Below are 21714 nucleotides of genomic sequence, written 5' to 3' on the forward strand. Positions count from 1 at the left end.
GTGTCATTAGGATAGCCTCACGTCGCGCCTTCGCGGGCGGACATCTTTTCATTCAGACAGGGAGTAAACATGCGAACCCTTTGGCGATTTATTGCCGGATTCTTTAAATGGACGTGGCGTCTGTTGAACTTCGTCCGTGAACTGGTGCTGAACCTGTTCTTTATTCTGCTGGTGCTGGTGTGTGTGGGCATCTGGATGCAGTTCAGCAGCAGTACCACTGAAACCGCAGGCCGCGGCGCGCTGTTGATGAATTTAACCGGCGTGGTGGTCGATAAGCCGTCAACCAGCAGTAAATTTGGTGCCATTGGCCGCCAACTGCTGGGCGCGAGCTCTGACCGCTTGCAGGAAAACTCCCTGTTCGACATTGTGAATACGATTCGCCAGGCAAAGGACGACCGAAACATTACCGGGATCGTGCTGGATCTGAAAAACTTCGCCGGGGCTGACCAGCCTTCGATGCAGTACATCGGCAAAGCGCTGCGTGAGTTCCGTGACAGCGGCAAGCCGGTTTACGCCGTGGGCGACAGCTACACCCAGGGTCAGTACTACCTCGCAAGCTTCGCCAACAAGGTTTATCTCTCCCCGCAGGGCACCGTCGATTTACACGGCTTCGCCACTAACGGGCTGTATTACAAATCGCTGCTGGATAAGCTGAAAGTCACCACCCACGTGTTCCGCGTCGGCACCTATAAATCCGCCGTTGAACCGTTTATCCGTGATGATATGTCCCCGGCTGCACGCGATGCGGATAGCCGCTGGATTGGCGAGCTGTGGCAGAACTATTTGACCACCGTGGCCGCCAACCGTCAGGCCACGCCGGAGCAAATTTTCCCAGGTGCGAAAGGCATGCTTGATGGCCTGCGTAAAGTTGACGGCGATACAGCCCAATACGCGCTGGATAACAAGCTGGTTGACGTTCTGGCGTCCAACGCCGAAGTAGAAAAAGTGCTTTCCAAACAGTTCGGCTGGAGCAAAGCGGACAACAATTATCGGGCCGTCAGCTACTACGATTACTCTCTGAAAACCCCTGCCGATAAGGGTGCCAGCGTGGCGGTTATCTTCGCCAACGGCGCGATCATTGATGGGGAAGAAACGCCGGGTAACGTAGGCGGCGATACCACCGCTTCACAAATTCGTGATGCACGCCTTGATCCGAAAGTGAAAGCCATTGTGCTGCGCGTCAACAGCCCTGGCGGCAGCGTCAGCGCCTCAGAAGTGATTCGCTCTGAACTGGCCGCTGCACGTGCAGCCGGAAAACCGGTCGTGGTTTCTATGGGCGGCATGGCGGCCTCAGGCGGTTACTGGATTTCCACCCCGGCAGATTACATCGTTGCGAACGCCAGCACCCTCACAGGCTCCATCGGCATCTTCGGCGTCATCAACACCGTTCAAGACAGCCTGGATTCCATCGGCGTGCACACCGACGGCGTGTCAACCTCGCCGCTGGCGGATATCTCGATGACCAAAGCGCTGCCACAGGAAGTGCAGGACATGATGCAGCTCAGCATCGAGAACGGCTATAAGCGCTTTATTACGCTGGTTGCTCAGTCGCGTCACAGCACGCCGGAACAGGTCGATAAAATCGCCCAGGGCCACGTCTGGACCGGTCAGGATGCGAAAGCGAACGGTCTGGTAGACAGCCTCGGTGATTTCGATGATGCGGTCGCGAAAGCGGCGCAGCTGGCGAAACTCAAACAGTGGCACATTGATTACTACCAGGAAGAACCGACGCTGTTCAATTCTGTCGTCGACAGCCTGAGCGGCTCCGTTCGCGCCGCGGTGCCAGAAGCCCTGCAGGCTTACCTGCCTGCGCCGCTGGTCAGTGCCGCCAACGTGGTGAAGGCGGAAGGCGATAAACTTGCCGCCTTCAACGACCCGCAGAACCGCTACGCGTTCTGCCTGACCTGCGCTAATATACGTTAATTCATATCCCCTCCACTGGAGGGGATTTTTCTTTCAGATTCAGTAACTCATCATGCAAAAGAAATCAATTTACGTTGCCTACACCGGCGGCACCATTGGGATGCAACGCTCTGAACAGGGCTACATTCCCGTGTCCGGCCACCTCCAGCGCCAACTGGCGTTGATGCCTGAATTCCATCGTCCGGAAATGCCGGACTTCACCATCCACGAATACGCCCCGCTGATGGATTCTTCCGATATGACGCCGGAAGACTGGCAGCATATCGCCGAAGATATTCAGGCGCATTACCATGAATACGATGGCTTCGTCATTCTGCACGGCACCGACACCATGGCGTTTACCGCTTCGGCGCTGTCGTTCATGCTGGAAAACCTCGGCAAGCCGGTCATTGTGACAGGGTCACAAATACCATTAGCTGAACTGCGTTCCGACGGACAAATCAATCTGCTGAATGCGTTATACGTGGCGGCGAACTACCCGATTAACGAAGTGACGCTTTTCTTCAATAATCGCCTGTATCGCGGCAACCGGACGACCAAGGCGCATGCCGATGGCTTTGACGCTTTCGCCTCACCCAACCTGCAACCGCTGCTGGAAGCCGGGATCCACATTCGTCGCCTCGGCACGCCACCTGCGCCGTACGGCACCGGGGAGTTAATCGTGCATCGCATTACCCCGCAGCCGATTGGCGTGGTGACGATTTACCCTGGGATTTCTGCCGACGTGGTGCGTAACTTCCTGCGCCAGCCGGTGAAAGCGCTGATCCTGCGCTCTTATGGCGTCGGCAATGCCCCGCAAAACGGTGATTTCCTCAAAGAGTTGGCCGAAGCCAGCCTGCGCGGCATTGTGGTGGTCAATCTCACCCAGTGCATGTCCGGCAAGGTGAACATGGGCGGCTATGCCACCGGCAACGCCCTCGCCCAGGCGGGTGTGGTTAGCGGCTTCGATATGACCGTGGAAGCCACGCTGACCAAGCTACACTATCTGTTAACGCAGGGGCTGAACGTCGATGCGGTGCGTACCGCGATGCAGCAAAACCTGCGTGGTGAACTGACGCCGGACGAGTAAGGAGAGCCAAGATGAACGCACGCGCGCTGTTACTGGTGGATTTGCAGAACGACTTTTGTGCCGGGGGCGCTCTCGCGGTGCCGGAAGGCGACAGCACGGTGGACGTGGCGAATGCCCTGATCCACTGGTGTCTGGTACGTGGTGACGCGATTGTCGCCAGTAAAGACTGGCATCCGGCAAATCATGGGAGCTTTGCCCGTCAGCATCACGTTGAGCCCTTTACGCAGGGCCAGCTCGACGGTCTGCCACAAACCTTCTGGCCCGATCACTGCGTGCAGAATACCGAAGGTGCTGAGTTGCATCCTCTGCTGGCCGATCAGTTTATCGACGTGGTGTTTCCGAAAGGCGAAGCGGTCAATATCGACAGCTACAGCGCCTTTTACGACAACGGTCATCGGCAGAAAACCGGGCTGGACGACTGGCTGAAGGCCCAGAAAGTATCCGAGTTGATCGTGATGGGCCTGGCGACGGATTACTGCGTGAAGTATACGGTGCTGGATGCGTTGAAACTTGGCTATGAAGTGAATGTGATTACCGACGGCTGTCGCGGGGTGAATATCAACCCGCAGGACAGCGCTCAGGCATTTATGGAGATGGCCGCCGAAGGCGCGACGCTCTACACCTTCGCCGACTGGCAGGAAACGCAGGCCTGATCTGAAATTCTACCCTCCCCGGTCGGCACGTTGCTGACCGGGCAGTAATGAACACAGAAAAAACCTCGTTAATGCGCGTTGTTTTCCTGAGCATTTATTATGTGTTTCGTTTTCTAAAACGTATTGTACATAGATAAATGAAATAGACGTAACCCTTCAATCTTGAATAATTTGTTAGTGACTGAACATTTTCATAAACCAGTAAGCCCTGTGCAGGCGATCAACACAAATTGAAGGTAAGACACGCAACCCTTCAGAATACCCACTCCAGCTAATATCTTCCATACCCATAAGCCTTTATAACGGATTGCACTTGCTGCAATAGCAACCAGAGACAAAGGGATGTAAATAATTACAATGATAGTGACAGCATATATTATATTTACTGTGTAAGACTCAATCGTACCGCGATCGAGCTTATCAATCATCATATATATGAATAGCATAAAAAAATATTAGGTACGACACCTGTCACCCAATATGTAAACCACAGGGGAAAATCACCTTTTAACCAGCCAATAATTTTTTTAATAACACGTTTGAATATATCCATATCTTAATTGAAGCGCCCCATTTAGACAGAATGACAAAGTCGCGATAGTAATATAAACAGTGATGAATTAATTTTCCGTATCTGGACTATTTCGCAGGGCATTAGCGAGAATTCATTCCGTGAAAAACCACAAGCAGGGCTGCCCCCTGACGCTGATTCAACTTAGCGATCGGCATGACCGTGATAATGTCGATAATTTGAAGCTTTCTCGCATTTTTAGCGAAGCGGCAATGCTACTCTTTTTTGGCTGTTTTTTCGCCACGCCATTGTGTGGCGTGCGTGTTTATTTATAAGTCAAAGAGGAAAATGTATGAAGCTTATGCCTGTTCTGGCAGCCTTACCCCTGCTCTGCACACCCTACGTATTTGCCACAGATCTGATGTCCGTGGGTTATTTCAACGGTGGCGGCGATGTGACAGCTGGCCCCGGCGGAGATATCGACAAGCTGGATGTGCGCCAGATTACCCACCTCAACTACTCGTTTGGCCTGATTTACAACAAAGAAGCGGGTGAAACTAACGACGCGTTGAAAGACACCGGCAAACTGCACCAGATCTGGCTCTCGCCAAAAGTCATTGCTGACCTCAACAAAATCCCTGAATTGCGTAAGCAAAACCCGCAGCTGAAAGTATTGCTGTCGGTCGGCGGTTGGGGCGCCCGGGGATTTTCCGGGGCGGCCAACAGCCAAGAGAGCCGCGCGGTGTTTATCCGCTCCGCCAGTGAGATCGTTAAAACCTACGGGCTCGATGGCATCGATCTCGACTGGGAATACCCGGTCAACGGCGCCTGGGGTCTGGTCGACAAACAGCCGGAAGATAAAGACAACTTTACCGCGTTGCTCAAAGAGATGCGGCAAGCGTTGCCGAAAGAGAAGTTAGTCACCGTCGCGCTGGGCGCGAATGCGGAAAGTCCGAAAAGCTGGGTCGACGTGAAGGCCGTCGCACCGTATCTGAATTACATCAACCTGATGACCTACGATATGGCCTACGGCACGCAGTACTTCAACTCGAACCTGTACGACTCAAACCACTGGCCAACGGTTGCAGCTGCCGACAAATACAGTGTCGATTTCGTGGTGAACAACTATCTTGCCGCCGGGCTGAAGCCTGAGCAGATGAATCTGGGTATTGGTTTCTATGGGCGCGTCCCGAAACGCAGCGTTGAGCCGGGCATCGACTGGGCAAAACCAGACGCGGCTAAAAATCCGGTGACGCAGCCCTACTTCGGTGCACAGGAAATTGCGCTGTTCAAATCGCTGGGCTATGACCTGAAGAAAGATACCTACGTGAAGTACAACGAGATTGTCGACAAGCTGATTAACGATCCGCAGAAACGCTTTACTCAGCACTGGGACGATCAGGCGAAGGCCCCCTGGCTGTCGGTGCAATCTGCCGACGGCAAGCCGCTGTTTGCGTTGTCGTATGAAAATCCGCAGTCGGTTGACCTGAAGGCGCAGTACATCAAGGAGAAAGGTCTGGGCGGCGCAATGTTCTGGGAGTATGGCGCGGACGACCATAACCGGTTAGCGAAGCAGCTCGCGACGTCGTTGGGGATTAAACACTAACGTATGGTAATCCGGGCTGACACCATCGGCCCGGTAGGCCCGGCAAGCGCCAGCGCCGCCGGGCTAAACCACTTACAACATCTTCAGCGTCGCAATTGGCTTCGGTGCGATGCCAAAATCTTCTTTCAGCTGCTGTTTACTTTTCATGACCATCTGCCCCTGGGTGTCGATAGTCATGTGCTGCGCGTCGTTGTTGTAACGCGCCTGCCACAACATCACCAGTTGCAGACTGTTCTCTTTTTGCTCTGACGTTAAGGCCACGCCATCCGGCCATTTTCCCAGCTCTACAGCCGTCGCCAGACGCTGATAAACTTCCTCAGTCATGCCGTCGATAATTTGCTCAATTTCCACGATCGGGTCCGCTCCTCAGGAATAATTTGCTGAATCGTTTCTTCAGCCCTTAGTTAGGTCGCCATTTTCATTATCGGTGAAGCTCAAAGAGGCCGAATTGACACAAAAGCGCTCTCCGCTCGGTTGTGGCCCATCCGGGAACACGTGCCCGAGATGCGCGTCACAGTTTCCGCATCGAATTTCTGTGCGCTGCATACCATGAGAGTAATCATTCAGGTAACGAATAGCCGTGTCGCTTACCGGCTCGTAGAAGCTCGGCCAGCCGCAGCCAGAGTCGTATTTGCTTTCCGCGTTAAACAGCGGCGCATCGCACACCAGGCAGTGGTAAAGGCCGTCACGCTTGTTGTGCAGGAGGCGGCCGGTGAATGGCGGTTCGGTTCCGTGATTCTGCGTCACGTAAAACTGCATTTCGCTAAGAGCGCTTTTCAGCTCTTCCGGGGAAGGTTTGTTAGCCATATGCTCACATCTCGCTGTATAAGGGTCCACTTCTGCCACGATTCTAACAAAACATTAACAATGAAGTGCGAACTTTTGTTCTAAACTTATTCGTTGCGAAAGGGTAGCCAGGTAATTGTGATGCACATCACATTTTTATCTCTTATGGCCTTTAAAATTCCCGCCGCAGGCCGCATATGGAAATGAGCCCAATGGATGAGTGAGGCATTCAGTCGCGCAAAGGTTGTGCATAGGATTGATTTGTCGCAATGATTGACACGATTCCGCTTGACGCTGCGTAAGCTTTTTGTAATTTTACAGGCAACCTTTTATTCACTAATAAATAGCTGGTGGAATATATGACTATCAAAGTAGGTATCAACGGTTTTGGCCGTATCGGCCGTATTGTTTTCCGTGCTGCTCAGGAACGTTCTGACATCGAAATCGTTGCAATCAACGACCTGTTAGACGCTGAATACATGGCTTACATGCTGAAATACGACTCAACTCACGGTCGTTTTAACGGTACTGTAGAAGTCAAAGACGGCCACCTGGTTGTTAACGGTAAAACTATCCGTGTTACCGCAGAACGTGACCCGGCTAACCTGAAATGGAACGAAGTTAACGTTGACGTCGTTGCTGAAGCAACCGGTCTGTTCCTGACCGACGAAACTGCGCGTAAGCACATCACCGCTGGCGCTAAAAAGGTTGTTCTGACTGGTCCTTCTAAAGACAGCACGCCTATGTTCGTTAAAGGTGCTAACTTCGAAAAATACGCTGGCCAGGATATCGTTTCTAACGCATCTTGCACCACCAACTGCCTGGCTCCGCTGGCAAAAGTTATCAACGACAACTTCGGCATCATCGAAGGTCTGATGACCACTGTTCACGCGACCACCGCAACTCAGAAAACCGTTGATGGCCCGTCTCACAAAGACTGGCGCGGCGGCCGCGGCGCAGCACAGAACATCATCCCTTCTTCTACCGGTGCTGCTAAAGCTGTAGGCGTTGTACTGCCAGAGCTGAACGGTAAAATCACTGGTATGGCGTTCCGCGTTCCTACTCCGAACGTATCCGTTGTTGACCTGACCGTTCGTCTGGAAAAAGCAGCGTCTTACGAAGAAATCAAGAAAGCAATCAAAGCGGCTTCTGAAGGCCCAATGAAAGGCGTTCTGGGTTACACAGAAGACGACGTTGTTTCTACCGACTTCAACGGCGAAATTTGCACTTCCGTGTTCGATGCTAAAGCAGGTATCGCACTGAACGACAACTTCGTGAAACTGGTTTCCTGGTACGACAACGAAACTGGCTACTCAAACAAAGTTCTGGACCTGATCGCTCACATCTCCAAATAAGTTGAGATGAGACACTGATTCAAAACTGATCTTAAAAGGCGACCTCGGTCGCCTTTTTTATTGCTTTACGTTTACGGCTAACCATTAGGATTGCACCATGATTAACAAAATTTTTGCTCTCCCGGTAGTTGAACAACTCTCCCCTGTTCTCTCTCGTCGTCAGCTTGACGATCTGGAATTGATTGTCGTCGATCACCCACAGGCTAAAGCCTCTTTTGCACTTCAGGGCGCGCACCTGCTCTCCTGGAAACCTGCCGGAGAAGCTGACGTGCTGTGGCTCAGTAATAACACCCCATTCAAAAACGGCGTCGCACTGCGTGGCGGCGTGCCAATCTGCTGGCCATGGTTTGGCCCGGCGGAACAGCAGGGTCTGCCTGCGCACGGTTTTGCGCGTAATCTGCCGTGGAACCTGAAAGCCCATAACGAAGACGACAACGGTGTGGTGCTGACTTTCGAACTGCAAAGCAGCGAAGAAACCAAGAAACTGTGGCCGCACGACTTCACGCTGTATGCGCGTTTCAAAGTGGGTAAAACCTGTGAAATCGAGCTGGAAGCGCACGGTGAATTTGAAACCACCTCTGCCCTGCACACCTATTTCAACGTCGGCGACATCAGCGCAGTGAAAGTGAGTGGCTTTGGCGATCGCTACATCGATAAAGTGAAAAATGCCGAAGAAGGCGTGCTGACCGATGGCGTGCAGACCTTCCCGGACCGTACCGACCGCGTGTACCTGAATGCGGAAGGCTGCAGCGTGATCCACGACGGTGCACTGGGCCGTAATATTGACGTCATCCACGGTCATCAGAGTAACGTTGTTGGCTGGAACCCAGGTCCTGCGCTGTCCGTTAGCATGGGCGATATGCCAGACGACGGATACAAAACCTTTGTTTGTGTGGAAACTGCCTGCGTGACCACGCCGCAGAAAGCGTCAGAAGAAAAACCAACGCGTCTGTCGCAGTCGATTCGCGTCGCTAAACGCTAATCACATCCTGCACCACCACTCTCTGCACCAACGCAATGCAAAACAGGGCGTCTCCGCCCTGTTTTATTGCACTCTGGGCACCTCAACGGTGCATTATCAGAAGCTGTAGGTCACACCGGTGGACAGCAGTCCGGTCCAGTTTTTGTCGACCATCGGGCTGTCAGTGACTTCATCCGACAAGCGGGTGTAACGCCCGACTCCGTAGACGCTCCAGTCAGCATTCAGCTTATAGTTCACAGAAAGCTCGACATACGGGTTCCAGCCGTCGTTAGGATCGTAGCTGCGCAGGCCACTTTTCTTCGACTCGTTTTTGGAAACACCATAGTAATAATCGTTCTGATTTTCACTGTTCCACTGCAAACCGATCCCCGGCGTGATGGTCAGGCTGCCCGCGTTATAACGGTACAGCCACGCCATATCCCAGGCGATGCCGTTGCTCTTGTCCAGCGTGTCACCTGCAAGCGTCGTGCGCAGGAACCCGTACTGCGTAAAGTGCAGGTATGACAGGCCGGCCATCATCGTCGACTGGCGACGATCGAGCTTACGCAGCTGATTGTTGTCGCTGTCGCCTGGCTTAAAGTACAGCGGCGACCAGTAGGCGGTGATGGAGAGCTTATCGGCGGTATCGTTCCACAGGTAATACCCTGCGCCGATGCCGTGGAACCAGAAGTTATCACTTTCGAAATCAATGGCCGGGAAAGGGTAAACATCACTGCTGTACTGTTTGTACGGATGCCCTACTACCCCCACGCCTGCGCCCAGCGTCAGTTTGCTGTCCTCAGCATGCACAACGGTTGATGCTGTTGCGAGGAGCACACCCGTTGTCAGAAGTTTGATTAATTTCACGTTGCATATCCCTTTCAAATTACAAGCGGCTGAAGTTTAACCGCCCGTTACGTTGACCTCAAACTTTTTACTTCTGCTTACGATATTTAACCGCTCAAATTGCCACCTTTTGATGACACTCCGCTTACAGGCGGATGACGGCACCATGAAGCCCTGAATTTTCTTCGGCTTTAAGTCGCGGTATTTTTTGATGAGTTATTGATATGTCATTGAAATTGACTTTTGCCAACATGCAAGTTTTCCAAATGCCATCTACGCTTAAATTCAGAAGGTGTAATCGCGGGGCACGTTATGTTTTCAGACCCGACAACCTGGCACAAGGGTTGCTGGAGATTGAGCGAGCGTCGTTCAGCTTATCCCTTCCGGGAGCCTCTATTATTCATACGAACGGCTCTTATCCTGTGCTAAAAAACGAAAGGACGGCATGCCATGAATATATTCGATCACTATCGCCAGCGTTATGAAGCTGCCAAGGACGAAGAGTTCACACTGCAGGAATTTCTTGCAACCTGTAAGCAAGATCGCAGTGCCTATGCCAATGCGGCAGAACGGCTATTGATGGCTATCGGTGAGCCAATCATGGTCGATACTGCCCATGAGCCACGGCTGTCCCGTCTATTTTCGAATCGGGTGGTCGCACGCTACCCGGCGTTTGAAGAGTTCTACGGTATGGAAGACGCTATCGAACAGATCGTCGCCTACCTGAAACATGCCGCTCAGGGTCTGGAAGAGAAGAAACAGATCCTCTATTTACTGGGCCCGGTGGGCGGGGGTAAATCGTCGCTGGCTGAACGACTGAAAGCGCTGATGCAGCGCGTTCCCATTTATGTGCTGAGCGCGAACGGTGAACGCAGCCCAGTGAACGATCACCCGCTGTGTCTGTTTAACCCGCAGGAAGATGCGCAGATTCTTGAAAAAGAGTACGGCATCCCGAACCGCTATCTCGGCACAATTATGTCGCCGTGGGCGGCAAAACGTCTGAACGAGTTTGGCGGCGACATCACCAAGTTCCGTGTAGTGAAAGTATGGCCGTCGATTCTGGCGCAGATTGCTATCGCCAAAACCGAACCGGGTGATGAGAACAACCAGGATATCTCTGCCCTGGTCGGTAAAGTCGATATCCGCAAACTGGAAAACCACGCGCAAAACGATCCGGATGCTTATGGCTACTCCGGTGCGCTGTGCCGCGCGAACCAGGGTCTGATGGAATTCGTCGAGATGTTTAAAGCCCCAATTAAGGTGCTGCATCCACTACTGACCGCGACGCAGGAAGGGAACTACAACGGGACCGAAGGCATCTCTGCCCTGCCGTTTAACGGCATCATTTTGGCGCACTCGAACGAATCTGAGTGGGTGACCTTCCGTAATAACAAAAACAATGAGGCGTTCCTTGACCGTGTGTACATCGTCAAAGTGCCTTATTGCCTGCGGATTTCCGAAGAGATCAAAATCTACGAAAAACTGCTTAATCACAGTGAGCTGACCCATGCGCCATGCGCGCCAGGCACGCTCGAAACGCTGTCCCGCTTCTCGATTCTGTCGCGTCTGAAAGAGCCGGAAAACTCGAGCATCTACTCAAAAATGCGCGTGTATGACGGTGAAAGCCTGAAAGACACCGACCCGAAAGCGAAATCCTATCAGGAGTATCGCGATTACTCGGGCGTGGACGAAGGCATGAACGGGCTGTCGACGCGCTTTGCGTTCAAAATCCTTTCCCGTGTGTTCAACTTCGATCACGTCGAAGTGGCGGCTAACCCGGTGCATCTGTTCTACGTGCTGGAGCAGCAGATTGAGCGCGAGCAGTTCCCGCAGGAACAGTCAGAACGTTATCTGGAGTTCCTCAAAGGCTATCTGATCCCGAAATACGCCGAGTTCATCGGCAAAGAGATCCAGACCGCCTACCTGGAATCCTACTCTGAGTACGGGCAGAACATTTTCGACCGCTACGTCACGTACGCAGACTTCTGGATCCAGGATCAGGAATACCGGGACCCGGATACCGGTCAGCTGTTTGACCGTGAATCCCTGAACGCGGAACTGGAAAAAATTGAAAAGCCTGCCGGGATCAGCAACCCGAAAGACTTCCGTAACGAAATCGTCAATTTCGTGCTGCGCGCCCGGGCGAACTACAGCGGACGTAATCCGAACTGGACCAGCTACGAAAAACTGCGCACGGTTATCGAGAAGAAAATGTTCTCCAATACCGAAGAGCTGTTGCCGGTGATTTCGTTTAACGCCAAAACCTCAACCGACGAGCAGAAAAAACACGACGATTTTGTCGATCGCATGATGGAGAAAGGCTACACCCGGAAACAGGTACGCCTGCTGTGCGAATGGTATCTGCGCGTGCGCAAATCGTCATAATGTCGAACGTCGCCCGGCGGCGCATCGCTGCCGGGCCGACGTAGCAGAAGGTTGGCAAATGCAGTACGGGAGGGGCATATGACCTGGTTCATAGACCGGCGCCTGAACGGTAAGAATAAAAGCGCGGTGAATCGCCAGCGCTTTTTGCGCCGCTATAAGGCGCAGATAAAACAGTCGATCTCCGAGGCGATCAACAAACGCTCGGTGACCGATATCGACAGCGGCGAGTCGGTTTCCATTCCGACGGATGATATCAGCGAACCGATGTTCCATCAGGGACGCGGCGGCCTGCGCCACCGTGTACACCCCGGCAACGATCACTTTGTACAGAACGACCGCATTGAGCGCCCTCAGGGTGGCGGCAGTGGCGGTGGAAGCGGTCAAGGCCAGGCGAGCCAGGACGGTGAAGGCCAGGACGAGTTCGTGTTCCAGATTTCGAAAGATGAATATCTGGATCTGCTGTTTGAAGATTTGGCGCTGCCGAATCTGAAGAAAAATCAGCATCGCCAGCTGACAGAGTACAAAACCCATCGGGCCGGTTACACCGCCAACGGCGTACCGGCCAACATCAGCGTGGTGCGTTCCTTGCAGAACTCGCTGGCGCGACGTACGGCGATGACCGCCGGGAAGCGTCGTGAACTGCGTGAGCTGGAAGCGGACCTCGACACCGTCGCCAAAAGCGAGCCGGTGCAACTGCTGGAGGAAGAGCGTCTCCGCAAGGAGATTGCCGAACTGCGGGCCAAAATCGAACGCGTGCCGTTCATCGACACCTTTGACCTGCGCTACAAAAATTACGAAAAACGCCCTGAGCCTTCAAGCCAGGCGGTGATGTTCTGCCTGATGGACGTGTCAGGTTCGATGGACCAGTCCACCAAAGACATGGCGAAGCGTTTTTACATCCTGCTGTATCTGTTCCTCAGCCGGACCTATAAAAACGTCGATGTGGTGTATATCCGCCACCATACGCAGGCGAAAGAAGTGGACGAGCACGAGTTCTTCTACTCCCAGGAAACCGGCGGCACAATTGTCTCCAGCGCCCTGAAGCTGATGGACGAAGTGGTCAAAGATCGCTATGACCCGGCACAGTGGAATATCTACGCTGCGCAGGCGTCCGATGGCGATAACTGGGCCGACGACTCCCCGCTGTGTCATGAAATTCTGGCGAAGAAAATCCTGCCGGTGGTGCGTTACTACAGCTATATCGAAATCACCCGTCGGGCGCATCAAACGCTGTGGCGCGAGTACGAACATCTGCAATCGATGTTTGAGAACTTTGCCATGCAGCATATCCGCGACCAGGAAGACATCTATCCGGTCTTCAGGGAGCTGTTCCACAAACAGGGCACCACCACCAGCTAATCTCCCGTCAGCCAGAAAATTCCCCTCTGGCTGACGTCTTTTGCTGACCTCGCACGCTTCATTCCCCATGTTAATCACGCGATCATGAATATCGTTCATGTTGAGTGAAATTAAATCACTTTTCCTCAATCACTGACTCAGGCATAAATTGAATCCTGTTATTTAATTAATTTTGAAGACGACTGAATTAAAACCCGGTTTTATTTCAGCCGCCAGGATGCCAGATGACGATGAATAAAGAATTTACTTTCACCCTTAAGCGCATTCGTTTCGACGAGAATTATAACCCTTCAGAAAATACGCGTATTACCACCAACTTTGCTAATCTGGCAAGGGGCGAGAAGCGCGAGGACAACTTGCGCAACACATTGGTGATGATTGATAACCGGTTCAATTCTCTTGCGCATTGGGATAACCCAACGGGCGATCGTTATTCTGTCGAACTTGAAATCATTACGGCACAATTGAATATTCATCTTGAAGGCAAGGCCGATGCCTTCCCGGTGATTGAAATATTAAAAACCCACATCATTGATAAAAAAACCAATGAACGCGTGGAAGGGATTCTGGGCAATAATTTCTCATCTTACGTGCGTGATTATGATTTCAGCGTTTTGCTGCCCGCACACAATAAGAATAAAGCGGAACTTAGCCTGCCTGATGACTTTGGTGAATTACACGGGAACATCTTTAAGTGCTTTGTGAATTCAGACACGTACAAAGAAAACTTTGCGAAAGCGCCGGTTATTTGCCTGAGCGTATCCAGTAAAAACACCTATTACCGCACGGGTAATCAGCATCCCGTTTTAGGCGCGGAATATCAGCAGGACGAGCCGTCCTTGACCGATACCTATTTTGCAAAAATGGGGCTGCGGGCGCGTTACTTTATGCCTGAAAACAGCGTTGCCCCGCTGGCGTTTTATTTCACTGGCGACCTACTCAGTGATTACACCGACCTCGAACTGATTGGCACTATCAGCACGATGGAGACGTTCCAGAAAATTTACCGCCCGGAAATATACAATGCTAATTCCGCGGCAGGTCTACAGTATCAACCCAGCCTGAACTATCAGGATTATTCTCTGACACGCATTGTTTACGATCGCGAAGAACGCAGCCAGTTGGCTATTGAGCAAGGGAAATTTACTGAACAGCACTTCATCAAACCCTATCAAACTGTTCTTGAACAATGGTCCGCTCATTCCGTTCTTTGATTGACGAAAAGTATAAGGTCACCTGTTATGAAAAAATTATTACCGACTTCAACCGCCGGCAGTTTACCTAAACCTTCCTGGCTGGCGCAGCCTGAGACACTGTGGTCCCCGTGGAAATTGCAGGGCCAGGAATTAATCGACGGCAAGCAGGACGCCTTGCGTTTGTGTCTGGAGGATCAGCAGCAAGCGGGGATTGATATTGTCAGTGATGGCGAGCAAACCCGTCAGCATTTTGTCACGACGTTTATTGAGCACCTCAACGGCGTTGATTTCGAAAACCGTGAGATCGTTAAAATTCGTAATCGCTACGACGCCAGCGTGCCGACCGTTGTTGGCCCGGTGAGTCGCCAAAAATCCGTCTTCGTTGAAGATGCCAGACTATTACGCCAGCAAACCACGCAGCCGATTAAATGGGCCCTGCCAGGGCCGATGACGATGATCGACACGCTTTATGATAACCACTACAAAAGCCGCGAAAAACTGGCCTGGGAATTTGCCAAAATTCTCAATGAGGAAGCCAAAGAATTAGAGGCCGTGGGCGTCGATATTATCCAGTTTGATGAGCCGGCATTTAATGTGTTCTTTGATGAAGTGAATGACTGGGGAATTGCCACGTTAGAGCGGGCCATCGAAGGGCTTAAATGTGAAACGGCGGTACATATCTGCTACGGCTATGGCATTAAAGCCAATACAGACTGGAAAAAAACGCTGGGTACCGAATGGCGTCAATATGAAGAGATTTTTCCAAAGCTGCAAAAATCCAATATCGATATCATTTCGCTGGAATGTCAAAACTCTCACGTCCCGATGGAGCTCATGGAGCTGATTCGCGGTAAAAAGGTGATGGTTGGGGCTATTGACGTGGCAACCAACACCATCGAAACACCGGAAGAAGTCGCCGCGACGCTGCGAAAAGCGCTGCAGTATGTCGACGCCGACAAGCTCTATCCTTGCACCAATTGCGGAATGATCCCCCTGCCGCGCGGTGTCGCCAAAGGCAAGCTGGATGCGTTAAGCGCTGGGGCTGAAATCGTGCGCAAAGAACTGCTGGCGAAATAACGTCGCCCGCGAGCAGAATTGGGCGATCGCATCGATCGCCCCTCTTCCCATCTCATATCTTCCCCCCTTGCCCTCATCCTCTTGCTGTCATTCTTTTGTGCTATTGGTAAAACAGACGCCATGTTATTATAACTTTATCAACAAGTTGCCAATATGTTCGCGATGGTTGTTACTTGGTTATAATGTAGTCTTGCGTTGGGTTTAGGCATTTACGCCGTGGCGGTTGAGGAATATATGAAAACTATCGTTTATGTTGTGGATGATGACCAGTCGGTCAGGCAATCGATTGTCCGCTTGCTCGCATCGGCGGGTTACCCTGCTATCGAATTCGACTCTGCCGACACCTTTTTGACCTATTCCTTTTCTGACGTACCGAGTTGCATCATTCTGGATATGAAAATGCCAGACAAAGACGGCTTACACGTCGCGGATGCGTTGAAAGCCTGCGGCAGAGAAATGCCCGTTATCTTCCTCACCGGTTACGGCACGATTCCGATGTCAGTTCTGGCGATGAAAGCCGGGGCGTATGAATTCTTAACCAAGCCGGTCAATTCCGATGATTTGCTCAAAGCCGTGGAGGATGCCTTAACGCTGGCGTCAAACAATGCGGGTGAAATGCTGGAATATCAACATATCAAACAGCGCTATCTGACGCTGACCCCTCGCGAACAGGAAGTGCTGGCACTGACCATTAAAGGGCTGCTGAATAAACAAATTGCAGCGCAGTTGGGCGTGAGTGAAATTACGGTAAAGGTACATCGCCGTCGGGTGATGGATAAAATGCAGGTGCGTTCTCTCGCTGATTTGGTGCGTCATGCCGAACGGCTGAATGTGAATAAAGCGAAAGCCTCTTAAGCACGCATCAATAGCGGCAGAGGCTATTCACCCCTGCCGTTTATGCACTTAGTTTGACTGTAAAAACGCGAGCAAATCGTCGTTCAACTGGCTCTGATGGGTCGCGGCAAAGCCGTGTGGCGCATTGTCATAGACTTTCAACTTCGCGCCACGAATCAGTTCAGCCGCCGCTTTCCCCGTGGTTTCAAACGGGACTATCTGGTCGTGACTGCCATGGATAACCAGCGTTGGCACATCAATCTTCGCCAAATCTTCGCGGAAGTCAGTTTCCGAGAACGCGGTGACGCAATCCACCGTACCTTTCAGGGACGCCAGCAGTGCAATGTTCAGGGTTTGGGTCAGTACCCCGTCGGACACCGTTTGCCCAGCGTTTGTGCCGTAAAACGGGGTGGCAAAATCGCTGATAAACTGCGCCCTGTCTTTAAGTAACCCCTCTCGAATGCCCGCAAACACAGACAGGTCAACCCCGTCTGGGTTGGTGGCGCTTTTACCAAAGATAGGCGTCACCGCCCCCAGCAGGACCAGAGCGGCGACGCGTGACGTACCGTAACGCCCGATATAACGCGCAACATCCCCGCCGCCCATCGAGAAGCCAACGAGCCTGATGTCGGTCAGGTCCAGTTGGGTGATCAGGTCGTTAATATCAGAGGCAAAAGTGTCATAGTCATAGCCCGTCCACGGCTGGTCTGAGCGACCAAATCCACGGCGGTCAAACGCAATGGCGCGATATCCGCGCTCAGCCAGGAAATTCGCCTGGCTATCCCACATGTCCGCATCCAGCGGCCAGCCGTGGCTAAACAGCACCGGCTTTCCTGAACCCCAGTCTTTGTAATAAATCTGCGTGCCATCTTGAGTGGTGATTGTGCTCATCGTAGACCTCTGCTTTTTATGTTGTGAAAGACATGATTGGCGGAGACGGTTACACCGGCGCCACCAGATACCGGACAATCGGGTGAGTTTCACCCTGATGATAATGCTGAATCCGCTGCTCTATTTTTCGGTCATTCATGGTGTAACGCTCTTCCTGACGCAAATGCTCCACCCACGAACTGACCAGAAACGTTTCGACAAAAAGCCCCGGTTTCATGATGTCCTCATAAACCGACCAGCTCATTGCCCCGCCCCGCCGCCTCATGCGCCGCATATCTTGCATGCAGACCAGGAACGCGTGGGCCTCGTCGGGAATAATCAGATACTCATAGCTCACCATCACCGGGCCACGGTTGTGATGGATATCAACCTGGAGTGACGTTGTGTTTTCGACGCTGGCATCGAGATCGAGCAAAGGATCCTTGTCCAGTCGCCAGCGGAACACTGCGGTGCTGGCGAGCACCATGCCAAGGGTGGCGACACACAGCGAAACAGTGATGCCGTAATGCGTAGCCAGTTGCCCCCACAGTGCGCTGCCCGCGGTCATCGAGCCGAAGAACACCGTCAGATACACCGCCAGCGCGCGGGCTTTTACCCATTTGGCTGCGCTGCGTTGTGCCCCCAGGTTGAGCGTGGAAAGCACCGAAATCCATGCATAACCGGTCATGAACACAAACAGATTGAGCAGCCAGAAGTGACGAATAAACGCCAGGGCAAGCAGCGTGACGGCGAACATCAGGCTTGCCACAACCATTAATCGGTCAGGGTTAAAATAGCGGCGTAGGCGCGGTAACGTGATGGCCCCGACAATCGCCCCGACGCCGATACAGGCCAGCATCACTCCGTACCCGCCCGGCCCCAGACCCAGTTCACGGCGGGCCACCAGCGGCAGCAATGCCCAGCCCGCGCTGGCGAAGAGGAAAAAGGCAACGGTGCGGGCCAGCACATTACGCAGGACCGGCGCGGCTTGCACATAACGCACCCCGGCATGCACGGCGGAGAAAAAATTCTCCGGTGGCAGGCGCTGCACCGCCGGTTCCGTTTTCCAGCGATACAACACCCAGGCCACACCCAGCACCGACAGTGCGTTCAGCGCAAACACCACCCACGGCCCGGCAAACGAGAGGATAAGCCCGCCCAGCGCAGGGCCAATCGCGCGGCTGACGTTAATGCCCAGCGAATTAAGCGCAATCGCCGAACTGAGGTCGGGTTTGCTCACCAGGTCCGGCACGATGGCCTGAAACGGCGGTGAGCTCATGGCCGCGCCCATACTCAGTAAAAACGCGGCGGCGAGTAACACTCCGGGCGTCACGTGGCCGGTGAAAGACAGCCCCGTCAGCGCCACTGCCGCGGCAAAGGTCCATACCTGCGAAAAAATCAGGTATTTGCGACGGTCCACGATGTCTGCCATCACCCCGGACGGCAGCGCAAACAGAAACATCGGCAGGCTACTGGCTGCCTGGATCATGGCGACCGAAAGCGGGTCGGCGCTTAACGTCAGCATGGTCCAGTTCATCGCCACATCGTTCATCCACGACCCGATATTCGACACCACCGTCGCTATCCATAACATGCCAAACGTGCGCTGGTGCAGCGGCTGCCAGACCGATCCGCTGGCCGCACTGCTGGCGTTCAGCGATTGCTGATGCGCATCGGCACTAAGATGGTGAGCTTCATTTACTGATGCCATGTCGCCACTCCTGGGTTTGACGCACCCTAAGCGCCCATTTTCCCGGCCCGGTTAGCGCCAGCGTGATGAAGATGATCAGCAGCAACCAGCCAAATTGCCCCTCGGCAATCGACCAGCCAGGATGCACAAACAACATGGCCACCAGTAACACCCCGATGATCGGCAAACAGGCCAGCCGCGTCCCAACCCCTGCAATAATGAACAACGGGCAAATAACCTCCGCGAAAATAGCCGGAATCAAACTCATGTACGGACCCATACCGAAAGGGTCCTCAATGTGCGTCAGTTCTTCGCTGAAGTGGAATACCTTCGGTAGCCCGTGGACGTACAGCAACAGCAGGCTACCGGCCACGCGCAGGAAGAACAGCCCCAGGTTTATCTGGGGCGAAATGAACAGTGCAGATGAATTTTTCATGGCATCAGAACGCAAAGCAGCTGCAGCCGAGCGCGCCCCAGAATGCCGTATCATCGGCAACCGGAACGTTTGCCCCGCGAGCAACATCGTGATGGTGAGTATGCACGCCACAAGGACCGCTACAGTGGTGGCCCTGCGCGGTCATGCCTACACGCGGGTTGGCAACCGGTGGCGCCGCACGATAATGACCCGGTACGGTGACGACCGGTGACCAGTCTGGCAGCACAGGAATGGCTGGCGGCGCGAGTGGCCCAAACGCGCCCGCGGCATAGACGATGTTGCCATCCACTACGGTGAGCACCGATTCGATGCCTTTAATTTCCTCTTCCGGCACGCGGAAATAGTCTTTGCTTAGCACCGCCATGTCCGCCAGCTGCCCGACTTTAATTTGCCCTTTTTTACCCTGTTCGCTGGAAAACCACGCGCTGCCTTGTGTCCAAAGCATCAGCGCGGTGTCGCGATCCAACCGGGCATTAACGTCATACATCTGCATTCCGCCCACGGTACGCCCGGATACCAGCCAGTACAGCGCGGTCCATGGATTGTAACTGGCGACGCGGGTGGCATCGGTCCCCAGACCGACCGGCACGCCGGTTTCCAGCATTCGTGTCACAGGGGGCGTGTGGCGTGTGGCTTCAATCCCGTAACGTTCGGCAAAATATTCGCCCTGGAAGGCCATGCGGTGCTGCACCGCGATCCCGCCGCCCAGCTCTTTGATTCGATCGATATTTTTCTGCGTGACCGTTTCGGCATGGTCGAAGAACCAGTACAGGCCGTTGAAGGGAATATCGCGGTTCACTTTTTCAAATACATCCAGCATTCGGCTGATGGACTCATCGTAAGTCGCATGCAAACGGAACGGCCAGCGATGCTCAACCAGATGACGCACCACGCGCTCCAGTTCGTCTTCCATGCCCGGCGCCAGATCTGGGCGCGGTTCGAGGAAATCTTCAAAATCCGCGGCAGAGAAAACCAGCATTTCACCCGCGCCGTTATGGCGGAAATAATCACTCCCTTGCCCCGGCGTCAGCATGTCGGTCCACTTTTCGAAATCCTCGAGTTCATGCCCCGGACGCTGAGTAAACAAGTTATAGGCAATGCGCAGCGTCATCTGTTTTTTCTGATGCAGCTCGGCAATCACTTCGTAATCTTCCGGGTAGTTCTGGAAACCGCCGCCCGCATCAATCGCGCTGGTCAGGCCCAAACGGTTCAGCTCGCGCATAAACTGGCGCGTGGAGTTGATTTGCTGTTCCAGCGGTAATTTTGGCCCTTTCGCCAGCGTGGAATAGAGGATCATCGCATTCGGACGTGCAATCAGCATTCCGGTTGGGTTGCCGTTGCTGTCGCGTTGAATTTCTCCCCCCGGCGGGTTCGGTGTCTCTTTGGTATAGCCCACGACTCTCAGTGCGGCGCGGTTCAGCAGGGCGCGATCGTAGAGATGAAGGATAAAGACGGGCGTATCGGGTGCAGCTTCGTTGATTTCATCCAGCGTCGGCATCCGGCGTTCGGCGAACTGGAACTCTGACCAGCCGCCAACCACGCGGACCCATTGCGGGGACGGCGTACGCAGCGCTTGCTCTTTTAGCATCCGCAGCGCATCCGCGAGGGATGGCACGCCTTCCCAACGTAGCTCAAGGTTGTAATTCAGGCCGCCACGAATCAGGTGCAGGTGTGAATCATTCAAACCTGGAATGGCCGTGTGGCCTTTGAGATCCACGACTTTCGTCCCTTCGGCGTGATGCTGCATCACCTGTGCCACGGTGCCGACCTCAAGGAATTTCCCATCACGGATCGCCACCGCTTCGGCGAGCGGGTTTTCCCTGTCCACCGTGTGAAACTGCCCATTTACCAGGATTACATCTGCTTTACCCAACGAAACCATACATCCTCCCATTCGAGATGCCCGGCGCTGGCCGAGCAAAGAGTACGCAACCCACTGGGTGGCGTGAATGGATTCGAGTATGTGAACAGGGTTAAAAAAAGACTAGTTATACAAAGGGATAGTTATACCAAGGTATAGTTATACTCAGGGTTAACTATACGATCAGATAATAGTTTTCCCCCGACATGCCTCCTACTATTCCCCTCGCTGTCCCGATTGTTGCCGCGTCAAAGGCGCGGTGGCTCTGCTTCCTTTCTCCTCATTCCAATGGGTAT

19 protein-coding genes are annotated in these 21714 nt (G+C 53.3%); 12 read left to right on the forward strand and 7 right to left on the reverse strand.

The features are described 5' to 3' along the window. Window positions 1-69: 69 nt before the first annotated feature. The 5 genes from sppA to chiD all read left to right on the forward strand — a co-directional run bounded on the left by sppA (window position 70) and on the right by chiD (window position 5762). Window positions 70-1923, forward strand: coding sequence for a signal peptide peptidase SppA (sppA, locus tag A8O29_RS13740; RefSeq protein ID WP_125354836.1), 1854 nt, complete (start codon window positions 70-72; stop codon window positions 1921-1923). A gap of 52 nt (window positions 1924-1975) precedes the next feature. Continuing rightward, window positions 1976-2992, forward strand: a complete 1017-nt coding sequence (gene ansA, locus A8O29_RS13745; protein WP_125354837.1) for an asparaginase — start codon at window positions 1976-1978, stop codon at window positions 2990-2992. Between the two features lie 11 nt (window positions 2993-3003). After that, the gene (pncA, locus tag A8O29_RS13750; RefSeq protein WP_125354838.1) at window positions 3004-3645 is read left to right on the forward strand and encodes a bifunctional nicotinamidase/pyrazinamidase; all 642 of its coding nucleotides are present in this window, start codon (window positions 3004-3006) and stop codon (window positions 3643-3645) included. A 672-nt stretch (window positions 3646-4317) separates the two neighbouring features. Then, entirely contained in the window at window positions 4318-4491 is a 174-nt protein-coding gene (locus A8O29_RS13755) for a hypothetical protein (RefSeq protein ID WP_168713873.1), read from the forward strand. Window positions 4492-4508: 17 nt separating this feature from the next. Next, window positions 4509-5762: a chitinase ChiD gene (gene chiD / locus A8O29_RS13760; RefSeq protein ID WP_125354839.1), complete on the forward strand. Its 1254-nt coding sequence runs from the start codon at window positions 4509-4511 to the stop codon at window positions 5760-5762. Between the two features lie 72 nt (window positions 5763-5834). Here the strand turns inward: chiD and A8O29_RS13765 are convergent, their stop codons facing one another. Both A8O29_RS13765 and msrB read right to left on the reverse strand, forming a co-directional pair. Then, complete coding sequence (locus A8O29_RS13765) at window positions 5835-6113, reverse strand: YeaC family protein (protein WP_125354840.1); 279 nt, start codon at window positions 6111-6113, stop codon at window positions 5835-5837. A 42-nt stretch (window positions 6114-6155) separates the two neighbouring features. Continuing rightward, a complete protein-coding gene (msrB, locus tag A8O29_RS13770; RefSeq protein ID WP_125354841.1) occupies window positions 6156-6569 on the reverse strand; it encodes a peptide-methionine (R)-S-oxide reductase MsrB in 414 nt (137 codons plus the stop codon). 338 nt (window positions 6570-6907) lie between these two features. On the opposite strand from msrB, the gene gapA reads away from it, so the two are divergent. Both gapA and A8O29_RS13780 read left to right on the forward strand, forming a co-directional pair. Further along, window positions 6908-7903: a glyceraldehyde-3-phosphate dehydrogenase gene (gapA, locus tag A8O29_RS13775; RefSeq protein ID WP_110509700.1), complete on the forward strand. Its 996-nt coding sequence runs from the start codon at window positions 6908-6910 to the stop codon at window positions 7901-7903. A 97-nt stretch (window positions 7904-8000) separates the two neighbouring features. Further along, entirely contained in the window at window positions 8001-8885 is an 885-nt protein-coding gene (locus A8O29_RS13780; RefSeq protein WP_110509701.1) for a D-hexose-6-phosphate mutarotase, read from the forward strand. 96 nt (window positions 8886-8981) lie between these two features. Here A8O29_RS13780 and A8O29_RS13785 read toward each other — a convergent pair whose 3' ends face one another. After that, a complete protein-coding gene (locus tag A8O29_RS13785; protein WP_110509702.1) occupies window positions 8982-9731 on the reverse strand; it encodes a MipA/OmpV family protein in 750 nt (249 codons plus the stop codon). Window positions 9732-10160: 429 nt separating this feature from the next. On the opposite strand from A8O29_RS13785, the gene yeaG reads away from it, so the two are divergent. The 5 genes from yeaG (at window position 10161) to A8O29_RS13810 (ending at window position 16582) form a co-directional block, all read left to right on the forward strand. Next, on the forward strand, window positions 10161-12095 hold the full coding sequence (gene yeaG / locus A8O29_RS13790; RefSeq protein WP_125354842.1) for a protein kinase YeaG: 1935 nt from the start codon (window positions 10161-10163) through the stop codon (window positions 12093-12095). Between the two features lie 78 nt (window positions 12096-12173). Further along, a complete protein-coding gene (locus tag A8O29_RS13795) occupies window positions 12174-13454 on the forward strand; it encodes a YeaH/YhbH family protein (RefSeq protein ID WP_125354843.1) in 1281 nt (426 codons plus the stop codon). Window positions 13455-13684: 230 nt separating this feature from the next. After that, a complete protein-coding gene (locus tag A8O29_RS13800; RefSeq protein ID WP_125354876.1) occupies window positions 13685-14668 on the forward strand; it encodes a DUF1852 domain-containing protein in 984 nt (327 codons plus the stop codon). A 27-nt stretch (window positions 14669-14695) separates the two neighbouring features. Continuing rightward, window positions 14696-15727 (forward strand): methionine synthase, encoded by a 1032-nt coding sequence (locus A8O29_RS13805; RefSeq protein ID WP_125354844.1) that lies wholly within the window; start codon window positions 14696-14698, stop codon window positions 15725-15727. A gap of 234 nt (window positions 15728-15961) precedes the next feature. Then, window positions 15962-16582 (forward strand): response regulator transcription factor, encoded by a 621-nt coding sequence (locus A8O29_RS13810; RefSeq protein ID WP_125354845.1) that lies wholly within the window; start codon window positions 15962-15964, stop codon window positions 16580-16582. 48 nt (window positions 16583-16630) lie between these two features. Here A8O29_RS13810 and A8O29_RS13815 read toward each other — a convergent pair whose 3' ends face one another. The 4 genes from A8O29_RS13815 to A8O29_RS13830 are packed head-to-tail and all read right to left on the reverse strand — an operon-like array spanning window position 16631 to window position 21439. Beyond that, window positions 16631-17452, reverse strand: a complete 822-nt coding sequence (locus A8O29_RS13815; RefSeq protein WP_125354846.1) for an alpha/beta fold hydrolase — start codon at window positions 17450-17452, stop codon at window positions 16631-16633. Window positions 17453-17501: 49 nt separating this feature from the next. Further along, on the reverse strand, window positions 17502-19142 hold the full coding sequence (locus tag A8O29_RS13820) for an MFS transporter (RefSeq protein ID WP_125354847.1): 1641 nt from the start codon (window positions 19140-19142) through the stop codon (window positions 17502-17504). Further along, complete coding sequence (locus tag A8O29_RS13825) at window positions 19126-19557, reverse strand: DoxX family protein (protein ID WP_125354848.1); 432 nt, start codon at window positions 19555-19557, stop codon at window positions 19126-19128. Before A8O29_RS13825 ends, A8O29_RS13820 begins: the two co-directional genes overlap by 17 nt. 4 nt (window positions 19558-19561) lie before the next feature. Continuing rightward, window positions 19562-21439, reverse strand: a complete 1878-nt coding sequence (locus A8O29_RS13830; RefSeq protein WP_125354849.1) for an amidohydrolase — start codon at window positions 21437-21439, stop codon at window positions 19562-19564. Window positions 21440-21714 lie beyond the last annotated feature (275 nt).

Origin of the sequence: Scandinavium goeteborgense, assembly GCF_003935895.2 — a bacterium.
In the GTDB taxonomy this organism is placed as follows: Bacteria; Pseudomonadota; Gammaproteobacteria; order Enterobacterales; family Enterobacteriaceae; genus Scandinavium; species Scandinavium goeteborgense.

Coding starts and splice junctions, on each gene's coding strand:
- sppA (WP_125354836.1), top strand. CDS start 70: ATGCGAACCCTTTGGCGATTTATTGCCGGATTCTTTAAATGGACGTGG.
- ansA (WP_125354837.1), top strand. CDS start 1,976: ATGCAAAAGAAATCAATTTACGTTGCCTACACCGGCGGCACCATTGGG.
- pncA (WP_125354838.1), top strand. CDS start 3,004: ATGAACGCACGCGCGCTGTTACTGGTGGATTTGCAGAACGACTTTTGT.
- chiD (WP_125354839.1), top strand. CDS start 4,509: ATGAAGCTTATGCCTGTTCTGGCAGCCTTACCCCTGCTCTGCACACCC.
- msrB (WP_125354841.1), bottom strand. CDS start 6,569: ATGGCTAACAAACCTTCCCCGGAAGAGCTGAAAAGCGCTCTTAGCGAA.
- gapA (WP_110509700.1), top strand. CDS start 6,908: ATGACTATCAAAGTAGGTATCAACGGTTTTGGCCGTATCGGCCGTATT.
- A8O29_RS13780 (WP_110509701.1), top strand. CDS start 8,001: ATGATTAACAAAATTTTTGCTCTCCCGGTAGTTGAACAACTCTCCCCT.
- yeaG (WP_125354842.1), top strand. CDS start 10,161: ATGAATATATTCGATCACTATCGCCAGCGTTATGAAGCTGCCAAGGAC.
- A8O29_RS13795 (WP_125354843.1), top strand. CDS start 12,174: ATGACCTGGTTCATAGACCGGCGCCTGAACGGTAAGAATAAAAGCGCG.
- A8O29_RS13800 (WP_125354876.1), top strand. CDS start 13,685: ATGAATAAAGAATTTACTTTCACCCTTAAGCGCATTCGTTTCGACGAG.
- A8O29_RS13805 (WP_125354844.1), top strand. CDS start 14,696: ATGAAAAAATTATTACCGACTTCAACCGCCGGCAGTTTACCTAAACCT.
- A8O29_RS13810 (WP_125354845.1), top strand. CDS start 15,962: ATGAAAACTATCGTTTATGTTGTGGATGATGACCAGTCGGTCAGGCAA.
- A8O29_RS13815 (WP_125354846.1), bottom strand. CDS start 17,452: ATGAGCACAATCACCACTCAAGATGGCACGCAGATTTATTACAAAGAC.
- A8O29_RS13820 (WP_125354847.1), bottom strand. CDS start 19,142: ATGGCATCAGTAAATGAAGCTCACCATCTTAGTGCCGATGCGCATCAG.
- A8O29_RS13825 (WP_125354848.1), bottom strand. CDS start 19,557: ATGAAAAATTCATCTGCACTGTTCATTTCGCCCCAGATAAACCTGGGG.
- A8O29_RS13830 (WP_125354849.1), bottom strand. CDS start 21,439: ATGGTTTCGTTGGGTAAAGCAGATGTAATCCTGGTAAATGGGCAGTTT.